Below are 13,712 nucleotides of genomic sequence, written 5' to 3'. Positions count from 1 at the left end.
TGAGCAAACGCAAGCCGGGTCAGTCCCGTTCGAGTGACGATGAGACTGCCGGTCATGCAAGGAGACGGACATGGACAAGCAGGCAGTGCCGGAGGGGGGATCGTCTCCGGGCAATGGCGAAGTCCCATCGCAGGAAGAGCTGCTGGCGCGCCTGCGCGCGATCAGGGCGCTGGTCGAAGCGAACAACGAGTCCAGCCTCGGCACCGACATGATCGTCTCCCAGATTTATATGGAATCGCGCTTCGACAAGGCCGCCCAGGCCAGGGGCAGCAGCGCACGTGGCCTGATGCAGATGCTGAAGGTGGCCAACCGGGAACTGTACCGGCTCGACAACCTGCGCAAGCCGCCGGGCGAACGCCGGCTTGAGGCCGAGCTGTACCGGGAAGCGGACGCCTTCCACGCCAGCCTGGCCTTCATCGACGAGGCGACCAATATCCGCGCCGGCACGCGCTACCTGCAGGCCTTGATCGACAAGGCGCGGCGGGAGGGAAAGACCGACCCGATTGCGGAAGCCTACAAGGATTATCGGGGTGTCAGGAATGGGATTTATTACCGGAAGATCCGGCTGGCTGCGGAAAAGTTGACGCTGGATCCGGAGGGGATCGAGGCGCTGAGGGGGCTCGAGAGCTAGTGCCTTGTTACGTACGATGCTTACGCTGCGTCACGGTGTGAGCTTGCGCAAGAAATTGCTTCTTACCTACTGTATCTTGGCAACGCCAATCAGTCGATAAGGAGTGCGTGCGGTCATGATCAACGCCCTGACGGAACAGCTCAGCGCCGCGCTGGCAGAATTCTCGGGCACGACCCGGCTGATTGAGCTGAGCATCGACGGGGCCGCCGACGCATTGCTGGTCGAAGCCTTCGCAGCTGACGACGCAATCGACGAAGTGGGCGTGCGCGACGTGATCGCCCTGTCGACCAGCGCGCATCTCGACCCGGCCTCCATGCTCGGACGCTCGGCCAGCCTGGAGGTGAGCCTGGCCGACGGCAGCCGCACCGGCTTCGCCGGCGAGGTCAGCGAAGCCGCGATGCTGGGCAGCGACGGCGGCTTCGCCCGCTATCGCATCCGGATCTCGCCCTGGCTGTGGCGCCTCGGCCAGGGCAGCAACAGCCGCGTTTGGCAAGACAAATCCGTCATCGGGATCGTCGACGACGTGTTCGAGCCATGGCTGCCGCTGGCGAAGTGGCGCTGGAGCGACGACACCAGCCCCTTCATCGCCGACGCCAAGCCGCGCAGCTACTGTTGCCAGTACCGCGAGTCCGATCTCGATTTCGTGCGCAGACTGTTGGCCGAAGAGGGCCTGAGCTGGCGCCTGGATGACACCGAACTGGTGATCTTCGCGGACAGCACCCAGCCCTGCGCTGTTCCCGAAGACCCCAGCAGCGCGCAGGACGGCGGCATCCGCTTCGACGGCGTCAGCGCCGTCGAAGCCTCGGATACGGTGCAGGCACTGGAATCGCAGCGGCGCCTGCACGCGTCCCTGGTCACGGTGCTGAGCAGCGATTACAAGGCCGGGCAGAGCGTCACCGGCAGCGCGCCTTCGCTTGTCCGCTACGGGCGCAGCCTGCCGGAGCTCGAAGCCTACGAGGTGCCGGGACAGTACGCCTACGCCGACCGCGGCCAGGCCCGTCGCGACGCCGACCTGCGCATGCAGGCGCGGGAAGCGCGCGGACAGCTATGGCGGGGCCGCTCGACGGTCCGCACGCTGCGCGCCGGCGCCAGGATGACGGTGACCGGTGCGCCGCGCCGTGAGCTCGGCAATGCGGCGGCGTTCACGGTCTTGCGTGTATGGAGTGTCGGGGTGAACAACTTGCCGCCGCCGGCCACGCAGGCGCTGGAGGAGCTGTTCGGACCGATTCCCGAGCTGCTGGAAGAGCTCACCGGCGCGCAGCTGTCCGGCAGCCAGGCGCTGGTGGTCGAACGCGCCCTCAAGTCCGGCTATGGCAACCAGTTTACGGCGATCCCGGCCGAAGTGCCGTGGTGTCCCGGGCTCCTGATCGACGATGATCCTACGCTTCGTAAGCCGACCGCCTTCGGTGCCCAGAGCGCCATCGTGGTCGGCGCGGACGGCGGCGACAGCCCGAGCGGCGCCGATGAGCTGTACTGTGACCGCCTGGGCCGCGTGCGCATCCGCTTTCATTGGCAGGAAAGTGGACGAATGAGCGGCAACGCCTCCTGCTGGGTGCGCGTGGCCCAGCGTTCGGCTGGCGGCGGCATGGGCTGCCAGTTCCTGCCGCGGATCGGGCAGGAAGTGCTGGTGCAGTTCATCGAGAACGACATCGACCGGCCGATCGTGGTCGGCGCCTTGTACAACGGGCGAGGCGAGGGAGGCATCGTGCCAACCCCGGGCGGGCAAGCGACTGCCGACAACGACACCTCGTGCTTTGCCGCCGCACATGACCGCCGTGCCTCGGGACAGGGGAATCTGGCAGGTGGACATAGCCCCGTCTGGCATGGCGCGTCAGCCGACAACGGCGGCCATCGCAACGCTGGCGCGCAGTGGGGCGTGCGTAGCAAGGAATTCGGCGGCCATGGCTACAACCAGCTGCTGTTCGACGATACCGATGCCCAGGGCCGCGTCCAGCTCAGATGCACCTACGCTGCTTCGGAACTGAATCTGGGGCATCTGATTCATGCTGCCGACAACTACCGGGGCAGCTTCCGGGGTCTGGGCGCCGAGCTGCGTACCGACCATTACGGCGCGGTGCGCGCGGGCGGTGGCTTGCTGGTCTCCAGCTACGGGATCGGGCATGCTGCTGCCGCCCGCGATCCGGCCGGCGAAAACGCGGCAGGCGCCGGCCTGCTCCAACAGGCCGTTTCACTAGCTGAATCGTTCAGTACGGCTGCTTCGACGCATCTGACCGTCGGCCTGGCGGCGCATCTTGGCGCCGCCAGGGCCAACGCGAGTGCGCTCGATGACAAGGCGCCGCCATTGAAGGCCATGCATGCATCGGTGTCGGCGATGGCCGAGCTTGCCGGCTCCGGCGAAAAGCTGGCGCATATGGCCGATCCGATCATTGCCGTATCCGCGAGGGATGGCTTCGGAGCGAATGCCGGGCAGAGTCTGCAACTGGCCAACGGCGAGACCGTAACAGTGATGAGTGGGCTGGATACACAGTTCGTCACTGGCGGACAGATGCGGGTGCATAGCGGCCAGGCGATCGGTGTGCTGGGCGGCGCGGTCAAGGCTGGGGAGGGCGGGCTTGGTCTGCAACTGCTTGCGGCGAAAGAGGCAATCGACATTCAGGCGCAGGGTGATGGACTTCGCGTGCAGGCGCGGGATGAGGTCAATGTGATCAGTGCCAATGCGCATATCGACTGGGCGGCGGCCAAGCGGATCAATTTGTCGACGGCGGGCGGGGCAAATATCACGATCGAGGGTGGGAATATTTTGGTGCAGTGTCCGGGGAAGATTGCTGTGCATGCGGGGAAGAAGAGCTTTGCAGATCCAGAAAAGCGCACTTTCGATATGCCAGCGTTGCCGAGCAGCGTGTGTATCGCCTGCCTGAAAAAAGCTCTCATGGCGGGGTCAACTTTTACCATGGTGGAATGACATGCTCATTGACGCATTTACCGAAGATTGGATCGATATCCTGATTCGGCGTGCGAGTCAGTTACCGGCTTCGCGAAAAATGTATTTGCTGCTTGATGGCGCATTCGTTCCTGGGCTGCACAGGCGGCTTCCAAAGGAGAGCAAGGCGCTCTTGTTTGACGCGCTTCCGGGATGTTCCGAAGAGGCCGAAGACGTATCCCCGTTCCTGACTGCGTTCGTGCCTGATGACAGATTCTTGAAGCGGTTCCTCGGGCGCTGTAATCGTTGGCCCATGGTGAGTGCCATCGAGACATCGGAGACGCTGGAACAGTTGGCAGATCGATTGGGCGGTTGGTGCTTAGTGGAGTCAGACGGCCAACGCTTCAATTTTCGCTTTCCGGATACACGGAGGCTGTCGGCCATTCTCAAAGCGCTTAGCCCTGTGCAATGTGCACAGATAACCGGTCCTGCGGTGTGTTGGTCGTATATCGATAGGACTGGTTGCTGGTGCGACCTAGTCCTTCCTGGTTGTGACACAGATATAGCTGTACAGGCAGAACTGGATCAGCATCAATTTGCCTTTCTCGTCATGGACAGCGCGGCGGATGAAATATTAGTGATGTTGGCGAACCGCGGACACAAAGTATTTGAGCATCCCTCCCGAAGCCATGCACTTGTCACCAGTGCACTACACGCCGTCCATACCACGCAGTTGCTGGATAGTGCGCTCCTTGATTGGTGCGAGTGGCTTTGGCGTCAGCGCCGCCTTCACGATGTTTCGGATATGCGCTCGGTATTTCAGGCGTGGTTCGATGAATATTTGCGTGGAGACTGAGAATGTTTTCTTTACCAAGACTATTAGCGTTGCTGACCTGCTTTGTCGGTTCCTTATTTCTAGGGGGGTGCGAAAAGCCAACGGTCAACGTGAATCTACATGGGGTCAACTATTCCGGCGAGACGTTCAGCTACGACGTGGCCGATCCTGCCGCGCCAAACCAGGCGGCCGGTGGTGAACTGATCGACCCCTTCGGTGCGGGTGGCACAACCTGCTGCGTCACTTTGCCTAAGAAATGGCATCCAGGTATTAAATTACAGGTTCGTACGACGCATTGGTTGAAAAAGCCCCCTGATGGCAGTCTCCCGGAAATCAAGCAGGTCTATCTCGTCGATGTGCCTCGCTATATCGACGACAGGCCGGGGGAACTTTGGGTGCTACGCGAGGTAAGCGGAAACGTGAGCGTTATCTCGAGTGATTTTCAGCCAGATCACGTGAAGTGGCCGGGGAAGATTAAAGGATGGCCAGTTCCTTCACTGGAGTATCAACGTGAGCGATGGGAAGTGTATAGAAAGCACGAGGCAGGAGGCGTCCGTCTTTTTCAAGAATTATTGAACGAGCTTGAGAAATCTCCTGACGCTCGCGCTAAAGACGCTTGGGAGCACGCCACACAATACGAGCCAGACACAATCAAGAATTTCTCGGGGCCGCACGACCCTAAGTATCGAGCTAAGTTAAAGCAGGAGTATAAAGACGGTTTCGAACATAGTCGACTGCGCCTGAAGCAAATCATGGAGGCACGCCCATGACTGCTAAACTGGCGTCTCAAATTGAAGACAAATATGGATCTGCGAATGATTTTGATATTTTCTGGGGACGGGATCTAGGGAAAACAATCCGAGAGAGGGAAGAACAGCGCGAACAACCACCCATCGGCGTTCCAGGCGAATCCTGCGATACCAACCTGTTCTTCGGCTTTTTCTTCGACGGTACAAAGAACAACTACCGGTTGGCCGAAGCCAGCAAAAGCCATTCGAATGTCGCCCGCCTCTACGATTGCTATCCCGGACTTAGCGTTCAAGGTGTTTTGCCCTCATCAACGGATTGGCAACATAACCCCTCCAGGTACACCCATTTCTTCAAGATTTACGTGCCAGGTGTCGCTTCCCCTTTTCCACAAGTGAACGACAGTGGTGAAGGCTGGGAGTTGAAGGCCGGCGCGGCGACTGGCTATCTCGGCGGAGAACGTATTGTCTGGACGCTTCTCCAAGCGATTAACAACGTCCATCGCTATTTCCTAAAGGCGCCCCTCGTCCTGCCTGACGAGATCGATAGCCTGCTCTCCAAGATCGTCCTGAACAAACTGTCCCGTCGTTTAATGGAGGAGAGAGATTGGCAAAAGGTCCCCGTCCCCAACAAGGAAATCAATGGCATGGCGCGGTGCGAGTTCGAAAAGCTCCTCTCGAAATTACATCTGGCGATGTCCGGGCATTGGCCGAACCCGAAAACAGGCAAGCCGGCAAAGATCGATCCCGCCGTCGTCAAGAAAATTCATGTGTCGATCTTCGGATTTTCGCGTGGTGCAACTCAGGCCCGTGCCTTTACCAATTGGCTGCACTCCTTGTGCAGACTGGACGCACGATTGCGAGGCAAGACGGGTTCCATGTCGCTCGGCGGTTTTGAAGTGCAGTTCGATTTCCTCGGCCTGTTCGACACTGTGGCGTCGGTTGGCCTGGGTAATACGCTCGGTAACAACTTTACGGGACGTCTGCTCGATGGTCACGGCGCATGGGCTGACGCCGAGGATAGTCTTCGGGTGCCGGCCGGTGTCAAATGCCTCCACCTTGTGGCAGCACATGAAATTCGTCGGAGCTTTCCAGTGGACTCGATTTCGGTGAAGGGGATGCTGCCCAGTACCTGTGAGGAAATCGTCGTACCGGGTGCGCATTCTGATGTCGGTTGTGGTTATTGTCCGGGTGAACAGGGCCGCGGCCGTGACGGGGAGGGAGCAGATATGCTTGCGCGGATTCCTTTGCTCATCATGTATAAAGCTGCCAGGCTGAGCGGCGTGCCATTAAAGCTTGAACTGGCTAACCCACCAGCGCAAGCACGATTTGCTCTTAAGGCTGAGGCAATCAAAGCATTCAATACCTACATCGCGACATGTAGAGCAAAAAGCGGCCCTTTGCATCGCATCATGCGCGAGCAAGCGAGGAAATACATCGAATGGCGTGCGTTCAGGCGAATTCACGGCAAGAATCCGATACAGGCGACCGATAGCTTTTTGCGAGCATCGATCTTCGATCAAAATGACCTGTACAGCGCGACCAAGGAATTCGAAGATGAAATATCGGAATTTGTTGCTTGGCTAAAGGGGAAGGGGGGCCAATTCCGGCCAGCCAGCCAGCCAGCGGGCTTCCATAACGAGCATTACGCCGAGTGGGAGGAAATAGCGACTTGGTGGGAAAAGGGGCCGTTGCCATGCGCTGCCGTATTGGATCTCTTCGATAATTACGTCCATGATTCTCGCGCGTGGTTCAAGTTGATTCCGAAAAATCCGGATAATGAGAAAGACGCGCATGCTTTGCTGGCATCATGGATCCAGAGGCAGAAGGCGGTGCGAATGCACAACGAGATGCGACCGAAAATGCACGGCCGGGGAAACTCTGCATACCAGATGAAAGCGACTGACGGCCTAAGCGAGGACGAGCTGCGGGCAGTGGCCGAGTACGAGAAGACGGGCAAGATACCACGCATGACTACGCACGGTCGGGAGCCGTTCGATTCTTCCTGGGCCAGTTGGGGATTGTCGGGCAAAGCCGGTTATTTGCGGTTCCGTAAAATCTATGGCGGCTGGGATTCGGAACTGCTTTCTTGAAGAATTGGCCCTTAATATCGGGCTATTATTTGAAGGATCAATGATATAAAACAAAAAAGGCGCCACGATCACTCGTAACGCCTTTATTGCTTGCTACTGAATTCTGGTAGGCCGTGCTGGGCTCGAACCAGCGACCAACGGATTAAAAGTCCGCTGCTCTACCAACTGAGCTAACGACCCGAAAGAAGCAAGATTATAGGTTCAATCAGCCGGGCTGTCAAACGCTCATGAGCGACTTACTTCAGCGCAGCCAGGCGGTCCTTGGCGGTTGCCGCGGCGGCCGTGTCCGGAAACTTCGAGACCAGCTGCTGCAACACCTTCTTGGCGTTCTTCTTGTCCTTCAGCTCGATGTAGTTGCTGGCGATGTTCAGCATCGCGTCAGGCGCCTTCGGGCTGGTGCCGTAGTTCGAGACGACCGCTTCCTGGGCTGCGATCGCGTTCTTGTAGTCGCGCTGGGCGTAGTAGGCGTTGCCGAGCCAGTACTGGGCGTTGGCGGCGTAGGCCGAGTCCGGGAAGCGGCGCACGAAATCCTGCAGTGCGCCAGCGGCGGACTTGTAGTCGCCGGACTTGAACAGCTCCATCGCGGTGTCGTAGGACTTCTTCTCGGTCGGCAGCACTTCGGCGGTCTGGCCGTCGATGGTTTCCTGGCGCGGTTCGAGCTTCTTGATGCGGGCGTCGAGGTCGGCGTACAGGTCCCTCTGGTTCTTCTGCGAGGTGGCGATCTGGTTCGCCAGCACTTCAAGCTGGCCGCGCAGGCGGGCGATTTCCTGCATCGTTTCCTCTTGATGGTTCAGCATCTCGAGGGTCGAGGTCTTGTCCGATTTGGTGTCGATGCGCGCATTGAAGTCGCGGGACAGGGCGTCGACCTTGGCGCGCAGGTCGAGGATGGCGCGGCGTGCTTCATCGTCGTCGAGCAGGCCGGCGCTCGCGTGCAGGGGCAGCCAGGCGGCAAAGGCGAGGGCGATGGCCGCAAGGCGGGACTGGGACGGTTTGATCATTTATCTGACTCTTCCTAAGCATTACGGGGCGGGATGCAGTCTGCACCGCATCCCGCCCCGCTGTCAATCAGCCGAGTATGTCCGGATTATTGATAGACGATGTCGGCACGGCGGTTTTCAGCCCAAGCCGCTTCGTTGCTGCCGGTTGCTTTCGGCTTTTCCTTGCCCAGCGAGACGGCTTCCATCTGGTTCTCGGACACGCCCAGGGCGCCCATTGCCTTGCGCACGGCTTCGGCGCGCTTCTGGCCCAGGGCCAGGTTGTACTCGGTGCCGCCGCGCTCGTCGGTGTTACCCTGGATCAGCACTTTACGCTGCTTGTTCTTGGTCAGGTAAGCCGAGTGGTTCTCGACGACCGGCTTGCCGTCGTCGCGCACGGCGTAGCTGTCGAAGTCGAAGTAGACGCTACGGTTGGCCAGAACGCCTTTCGGGTCGTTCAGCGGATCCACGTTGCCGGTCTCGACCGGGCGGACCTCACGGCTGGTGTCGGCCGGCGGCGCTGCCTGGGCGACCGGGGTCTTTTCGACCACCGGGGTTTCTTGCAGTTTGGTCGACGAGCAGGCCGACAGCAGGGCGGCGGCCGAAACGATGAAGGCTACAGTTTTTACGTTGCGCATGGGTTTTCTCCTGGTCAAAAAATATTTACTTCATGAAGGGGCCCCAGCTGGGCTCCTTGATGTTTCCCGCCTGAGTCGACAGTCGCTGCTTTACACGTCCGTCGACGGACACCACGGCCAGCGAGGCTCGCCCGCCGCCCTTGTTGGCATACATGATGTACTTGCCGTTTGGCGAAAAACTCGGTTCAGTGGCCCCATCGGCCAAGCGCTGTTCCTGGCCGCTTGCCAGGTCCATCGCATACAAGGAGAAAACCCCATCGCGTTGGGAAATCCACGCCAGCGTCTTGCCGTCCGGGGATACACGTGGGCTGATGTTATAGCTTCCATTGAACGTGACGCGGCTAGCCTGGCCACCGTTCACGCTCATTTTGTAAATCTGCGGACCGCCGCTGCGGTCGCTGACGAAATACACGCTCTGGCCGTCGGCCGAGAACTGCGGCTCGGTGTCAATGCCATTGCTGGTGGTCAGGCGATGCATGCCGCTGCCGTCGGCGTTCACGATGAACACCTGGGTATTGCCGGTCTTCGACAGGGCGAGGGCGAGTTTGGTGCCGTCAGGCGACCAGGACGGCGCCGAGTTGCTGCCCTTTTCGTTGGCGATGATGGCGCGCTGGCCGGTCACCAGGTTCTGGACGTAGATGATCGGCTTCTGCTTTTCGAAAGAAACATAAGCGACCTTGGTGCCGTCCGGCGACCACGCCGGCGAGATGATCGCTTCGCGGCCGAAGGCGGCTACCTGTTCGTTTTCGCCGTCGGCATCCGCCACCACCAGCTCGTAGCTGTGGTTGCCGTTGCCGTGGTTCACCTTCACATAGGAGATACGGGTCGAGAAGATGCCGCGCACGCCGGTCAGTTTTTCATAGACGTCGTCGGCGATGCGGTGGGCTTCGAGGCGGGTGTTGCGCGGACCGACCGCATCCGACAGTTGCGACAACTGGGTTTGCTTGACGGTGTCGAGCAGCTTGTAGCGGACCTGCAGGCGACCGTCCGCCAGGCGGCTGACCGAGCCGACCACCAGCGCATCGGCGCCGCTGGCCTTGAAGGCGCCGAGGTCGATGCTGGCGGTGTCGGAGATGGCCTGGCGCGCATCGATCACCTTGAACACGCCGCTGCGTTCGAGGTCGGCGCGGATGATGGCGGATACCTGTTCCGGCGCGACCGATTCGTCGGCGAAAGCCGCGACCGCGACCGGGATCTGGGTACCGCTCACACCGGCGATTTCGACGCGCACCTGGGCATGCGCGGCCACGCCCATCAGCAGGGTGGCCGAAAACAGCAGGGAATGTAATTTCTTCATAAATGTCTCAGCTAAGGTTTGAGTCGAGCGGGTCAGTTCATTTCTTTCAGTTTGAAACCGACCTGAACAGAACGCTCTACCGTACCATCTTTCTTCTTCGGTAGCGGTGACGATTTGTTAATACCGCGCTCCACGGCTTCGTCGAAAGCGGGGATGCCGCTGCTCTTGGTCTTGCGAACCGACAGGATTTCACCGGTCGGCAATTGCTCCACCTGGAAAACGACTTCCGGATTGCCCGGCACATCCGTGCTGCCCGGGTAGCTCGTATTACCCTTGATCTTCGCCGCGATGCTGGCGATATAACCCTTGTCGATGCGCGGCGCGGTCGATTTCTCGGCACTGCCGGTGCTGCCCGGGTTACCCGCGCCCGACATCAGGCGTTTCATTTCCTCGTTACGCAGTTTGTCCAGCTTGGCCGCTTCGGCTTTTTCGGCCTTTGCCTTGGCGGCTTTATCGGCCTTTTCCTTGGCCAGCTTTTCCTTCTCGGCCAGTTTCTTCTTCTCGGCCTCTTCTTCTTTTCTCGCCAGTTCCTCGGCTTTTTTCTTTTCTTCTTCGCGCGCCTTTTTCTCGGCCAGCGCCTTTTCTTTCTTCTCTTCTTCGCGCTTCTGCTGGGCGAGTTCGCGTTCGCGCTCGGCCTTTTCTTCTTCTTTACGCTTCAGTTCTTCCTTGCGTTTCTTCTCGCGATCGAGCGCGATGTCCGGCTGCTTTGGCGGCGCCGGTTCGGCCACTGGCGGCGGCTCGGCCACGCGCGGCGTCGGCGGCGGGGTTTCCGGCTGCGGCTCCGGCTGGGGTTCCGGTTCGGGCTGCGGCGGCGCCGGCGGGGCGGCCTGCTGCACGCTCGTATCCCAGACCTCGGCCTCGACCGCTACCGGCTGGTTATTGGTCCAGTTAATGCCGACCACCAGGAAGGCGAGCAGCAGGGCGTGCACACCCACCGCCAGGCCGATCGAGGGCCAGCGGTTCGGTTCCGGCGGCACCTGGTAGGGCGATCCGCCGATGGCATTGCTGTTCTGCTTCGTTGCCGACATCAACTTTTCTTTTTCGTTACTGAGTGGCCAGTCCAACCCGGTTGATGCCCATCTTCTTGGCTTCCGAGATCAGCTGGATCACATTGTCATACTTGCTTTCGCGGTCGCCGGAAATCATGACGGGATAGTCCGGATGCTCGGCGTGGATCGCGCGCAGGCGCTCGACCAGGGCTTCGCGGCTCGACACTTCCTCGAGCGCCTGCGCCTGTTTGCCGTTGATGCCGATCTGCAGCCGCGAATCGCTCTTCACCGCGATATTGATGTAGTCGTCCGGCGGCTGGGTCGAGCGCTCGGCGCTGGGCAGCTTGATTTCGCTGGGGTTCTGCGTCGGCGGCACCGCCATGAAAATGATGAGCAGCACCAGCATCACGTCGATATACGGCACGACGTTGATTTCGGACTTCAGCTTGCGGCGTCCGCTGCGCAGGTTGCTGTTGAATGCCATGTTCTTACCTTAATCCCATCGATCAGCGCGACTGGCGCTGCAGGATGTTCGAGAATTCCTCGACGAAGCTTTCGAAGCGGATCGCTAGGCGGTCGATATCGTGGGTGAAGCGGTTGTAGGCGACCACGGCCGGGATTGCCGCGAACAGGCCGATCGCGGTGGCGATCAGCGCTTCGGCGATGCCGGGGGCGACGGTGGCCAGGGTTGCCTGCTGCACGTTGGCCAGGCCGCGGAAGGCGTTCATGATGCCCCACACGGTTCCCAGCAGGCCGATGTACGGCGACACCGAGCCGACCGAGGCCAGGAAGTTCAGGTGGGTGTCCAGGTGATCGAGTTCGCGGTGGAAGGCGGCGCGCATTGCGCGGCGGGCGCCGTCCAGCACGGCGCCGAGGTCGAGGGCGTCGCGGGCAGCCTGCTTGCCCTTGATGAACTCGCCCATGCCGGCTTCGAAGATGCGGGCCAGCGGACCGCTCTGGTCGCGCTGGGTGCTGGCGCTCTGGTGCAGGGTATGCAGGTTGCCGCCGGCCCAGAAGTTGCGTTCGAACTGTTCGGTCAGGCGGCGCGCGGCGCGGATCGCGAACAGCTTGCGGAAAATATAGGTCCAGCTGATCACGGAGATCGCGAACAGCAGGAGCATGATCAACTTGACCAGGAAGTGCGCGTGGGCGATCAGTTCAATGAAAGAGAGGTCTTGGACTGCGTTCATCAGTAGTTTTGGTCAAATGTATTTCAGTTGGGCAGCATTTTAGCAGCGGCGGAGTCGGGAAGGGGGCGGGGGCGCATTGTTTTTGCATCGACGCAACCGACTTTCACGTTGGCGGTCGAGAGCAGGGTGTCGCCGCACCAGGCCTGCTGCGCGAACTGGACCGATGCGCGGCCGAGCTTTTCCACGGTAAGACGGAGCGTCAGTTCGTCGTCCAGACGGGCAGACGACAGGTAGTCGACGCTTGCGCTGCGAACCACGAACGCAGCGCTTTCCTCGTCGAGCAGGGTTTGCTGGTGAATGCCGAGCGAACGCAGCCATTCAGTGCGCGCCCGTTCGAAGAACTTCAGGTAATTGGCGTAGTACACGATGCCGCCGGCGTCGGTGTCTTCGTAATAGACCCGTACTGTCCAGGTGAAAACTGAAGGCATTTCAGCTGCCATAAATGAAAATGGGAAACATTTTACGCGATTTTCAGCAGGCCTATGTACGCTGGCGAACATAGGCCGCTGGAACCCGTTGCGGCCCAATGGCTAGGCCGTTATCAATCGGGCATTAGTAGACGTGAGCCATGCATACTCAGCCAACAACTGTAACACTTTCTCACAAATAGTGTCGCTCCGGTTACATGGCTGACCCAGCGCAAACCGCGGTCCAATCAAGCCTGGGTGCGTTTGATGTTGAAAGGCGAGAAGCCCTGGCAGGTCGGCATCATCTCGATCAGGTTGATGTTGATGTGCGGGGGCAGGGTGGCGATCCAGTAGGCGGTTTCGGCGATGTCTTCGGCGGTGAGCGGCTGGGTGCCTTCGTAGACCTTGGCGGCGGCCTGGTCGTCGCCCTTCAGGCGCACGTTCGAGAATTCGGTGCCGCCGCACAGGCCGGGCGCCAGGTTGGTGGCGCGCACGCCGGTACCGACCAGGTCGGCGCGCAGGTTCAGCGTGAACTGCTCGACGAAGGCCTTGGTGGCGCCGTACACATTGCCGCCCGGGTAAGGATAATGGCCGGCGACCGAGCCGAGGTTGATGATCGTGCCGCTGCCGCGCTCCACCATCGACGGCAGCAGCGCGTGGGTCATCGTCACCAGGCCGCGGACGTTGGTGTCGATCATGGTGTTCCAGTCTTCCAGCGGGACCTCGTGGGCCGGCTTGGTGTTCAGCGCCAGGCCCGCGTTGTTGATCAGGACGTCGATCTGGCGCCAGGATTGCGGCAGCATCGACAGCGCTTCCTCGATCGAGGCCTTGTCGGTGACATCCATCGCGACCGGCAGCGCCGATTCGCCCAGCTCGCGGGCCAGCACCTCCAGGCGCTCCTTGCGCCGCGCCGCCAGCACCACCTGGTGGCCGTTCTTGACGAAGGTGCGCGCCATCGCGGCACCGAAGCCGGCCGATGCGCCGGTAATGAATACGATCATGATGGATCCCGGTTGGTGTGAGTTGAACTG

13 protein-coding genes and 1 tRNA gene are annotated in these 13,712 nt (G+C 60.5%); 5 read left to right on the top strand and 9 right to left on the bottom strand.

From position 1 onward, the window contains the following. The first annotated feature begins 70 nt into the window (after nt 1-70). The 5 genes from AB4Z32_RS09650 (at nt 71) to AB4Z32_RS09630 (ending at nt 7,186) form a co-directional block, all read left to right on the top strand. On the top strand, nt 71-631 hold the full coding sequence (locus AB4Z32_RS09650; RefSeq protein ID WP_442121625.1) for a hypothetical protein: 561 nt from the start codon (nt 71-73) through the stop codon (nt 629-631). A 115-nt stretch (nt 632-746) separates the two neighbouring features. Then, complete coding sequence (locus tag AB4Z32_RS09645; RefSeq protein ID WP_442121624.1) at nt 747-3,554, top strand: type VI secretion system Vgr family protein; 2,808 nt, start codon at nt 747-749, stop codon at nt 3,552-3,554. Between the two features lies 1 nt (nt 3,555). Next, nucleotides 3,556-4,368, top strand: coding sequence for a DUF4123 domain-containing protein (locus AB4Z32_RS09640; protein ID WP_442121623.1), 813 nt, complete (start codon nt 3,556-3,558; stop codon nt 4,366-4,368). 2 nt (nt 4,369-4,370) lie between these two features. Continuing rightward, nucleotides 4,371-5,117, top strand: a complete 747-nt coding sequence (locus AB4Z32_RS09635; protein ID WP_442121622.1) for a DUF3304 domain-containing protein — start codon at nt 4,371-4,373, stop codon at nt 5,115-5,117. Continuing rightward, the gene (locus AB4Z32_RS09630) at nt 5,114-7,186 is read left to right on the top strand and encodes a T6SS phospholipase effector Tle1-like catalytic domain-containing protein (protein ID WP_442121621.1); all 2,073 of its coding nucleotides are present in this window, start codon (nt 5,114-5,116) and stop codon (nt 7,184-7,186) included. The genes AB4Z32_RS09635 and AB4Z32_RS09630 overlap by 4 nt, the downstream gene beginning before the upstream one ends. 104 nt (nt 7,187-7,290) lie before the next feature. Here AB4Z32_RS09630 and AB4Z32_RS09625 read toward each other — a convergent pair. The 9 genes from AB4Z32_RS09625 to AB4Z32_RS09585 form a co-directional block, all read right to left on the bottom strand. Continuing rightward, nucleotides 7,291-7,366, bottom strand: a tRNA-Lys gene (locus tag AB4Z32_RS09625). Between the two features lie 56 nt (nt 7,367-7,422). Further along, nucleotides 7,423-8,184 (bottom strand): tol-pal system protein YbgF, encoded by a 762-nt coding sequence (gene ybgF, locus AB4Z32_RS09620; RefSeq protein ID WP_442121620.1) that lies wholly within the window; start codon nt 8,182-8,184, stop codon nt 7,423-7,425. 86 nt (nt 8,185-8,270) lie between these two features. After that, nucleotides 8,271-8,798, bottom strand: a complete 528-nt coding sequence (gene pal / locus AB4Z32_RS09615; protein WP_442121619.1) for a peptidoglycan-associated lipoprotein Pal — start codon at nt 8,796-8,798, stop codon at nt 8,271-8,273. A 25-nt stretch (nt 8,799-8,823) separates the two neighbouring features. Then, nucleotides 8,824-10,095, bottom strand: a complete 1,272-nt coding sequence (gene tolB, locus AB4Z32_RS09610) for a Tol-Pal system beta propeller repeat protein TolB (RefSeq protein ID WP_442121618.1) — start codon at nt 10,093-10,095, stop codon at nt 8,824-8,826. Between the two features lie 32 nt (nt 10,096-10,127). Further along, nucleotides 10,128-11,123 (bottom strand): cell envelope integrity protein TolA, encoded by a 996-nt coding sequence (gene tolA / locus AB4Z32_RS09605; RefSeq protein ID WP_442121617.1) that lies wholly within the window; start codon nt 11,121-11,123, stop codon nt 10,128-10,130. 16 nt (nt 11,124-11,139) lie between these two features. Next, nucleotides 11,140-11,568: a biopolymer transporter ExbD gene (locus tag AB4Z32_RS09600; RefSeq protein ID WP_442121616.1), complete on the bottom strand. Its 429-nt coding sequence runs from the start codon at nt 11,566-11,568 to the stop codon at nt 11,140-11,142. 22 nt (nt 11,569-11,590) lie between these two features. Then, nucleotides 11,591-12,274 carry a protein TolQ gene (gene tolQ / locus AB4Z32_RS09595; protein WP_442121615.1) on the bottom strand — a complete coding sequence of 228 codons (684 nt, stop codon included), beginning with the start codon at nt 12,272-12,274 and terminating at the stop codon, nt 11,591-11,593. A gap of 23 nt (nt 12,275-12,297) precedes the next feature. Continuing rightward, entirely contained in the window at nt 12,298-12,702 is a 405-nt protein-coding gene (ybgC, locus tag AB4Z32_RS09590; protein WP_442121614.1) for a tol-pal system-associated acyl-CoA thioesterase, read from the bottom strand. A gap of 227 nt (nt 12,703-12,929) precedes the next feature. Next, nucleotides 12,930-13,682 (bottom strand): SDR family oxidoreductase, encoded by a 753-nt coding sequence (locus AB4Z32_RS09585; protein WP_442121613.1) that lies wholly within the window; start codon nt 13,680-13,682, stop codon nt 12,930-12,932. Nucleotides 13,683-13,712: the final 30 nt, after the last annotated feature.

It is taken from the genome of Massilia sp. 2TAF26 (assembly GCF_052115005.1).
GTDB lineage: Bacteria > Pseudomonadota > Gammaproteobacteria > Burkholderiales > Burkholderiaceae_D > Telluria.
The sequence above is the reverse complement of the archived record's forward strand: the minus strand, read 5'-3'. Positions and strand labels throughout refer to the sequence as shown.

What these genes read in the sequence shown, in the direction of transcription:
- AB4Z32_RS09650 (WP_442121625.1), top strand. Translation starts at nt 71, where the DNA reads ATGGACAAGCAGGCAGTGCCGGAGGGGGGATCGTCTCCGGGCAATGGC.
- AB4Z32_RS09645 (WP_442121624.1), top strand. Translation starts at nt 747, where the DNA reads ATGATCAACGCCCTGACGGAACAGCTCAGCGCCGCGCTGGCAGAATTC.
- AB4Z32_RS09640 (WP_442121623.1), top strand. Translation starts at nt 3,556, where the DNA reads ATGCTCATTGACGCATTTACCGAAGATTGGATCGATATCCTGATTCGG.
- AB4Z32_RS09635 (WP_442121622.1), top strand. Translation starts at nt 4,371, where the DNA reads ATGTTTTCTTTACCAAGACTATTAGCGTTGCTGACCTGCTTTGTCGGT.
- AB4Z32_RS09630 (WP_442121621.1), top strand. Translation starts at nt 5,114, where the DNA reads ATGACTGCTAAACTGGCGTCTCAAATTGAAGACAAATATGGATCTGCG.
- ybgF (WP_442121620.1), bottom strand. Translation starts at nt 8,184, where the DNA reads ATGATCAAACCGTCCCAGTCCCGCCTTGCGGCCATCGCCCTCGCCTTT.
- pal (WP_442121619.1), bottom strand. Translation starts at nt 8,798, where the DNA reads ATGCGCAACGTAAAAACTGTAGCCTTCATCGTTTCGGCCGCCGCCCTG.
- tolB (WP_442121618.1), bottom strand. Translation starts at nt 10,095, where the DNA reads ATGAAGAAATTACATTCCCTGCTGTTTTCGGCCACCCTGCTGATGGGC.
- tolA (WP_442121617.1), bottom strand. Translation starts at nt 11,123, where the DNA reads ATGTCGGCAACGAAGCAGAACAGCAATGCCATCGGCGGATCGCCCTAC.
- AB4Z32_RS09600 (WP_442121616.1), bottom strand. Translation starts at nt 11,568, where the DNA reads ATGGCATTCAACAGCAACCTGCGCAGCGGACGCCGCAAGCTGAAGTCC.
- tolQ (WP_442121615.1), bottom strand. Translation starts at nt 12,274, where the DNA reads ATGAACGCAGTCCAAGACCTCTCTTTCATTGAACTGATCGCCCACGCG.
- ybgC (WP_442121614.1), bottom strand. Translation starts at nt 12,702, where the DNA reads ATGCCTTCAGTTTTCACCTGGACAGTACGGGTCTATTACGAAGACACC.
- AB4Z32_RS09585 (WP_442121613.1), bottom strand. Translation starts at nt 13,682, where the DNA reads ATGATCGTATTCATTACCGGCGCATCGGCCGGCTTCGGTGCCGCGATG.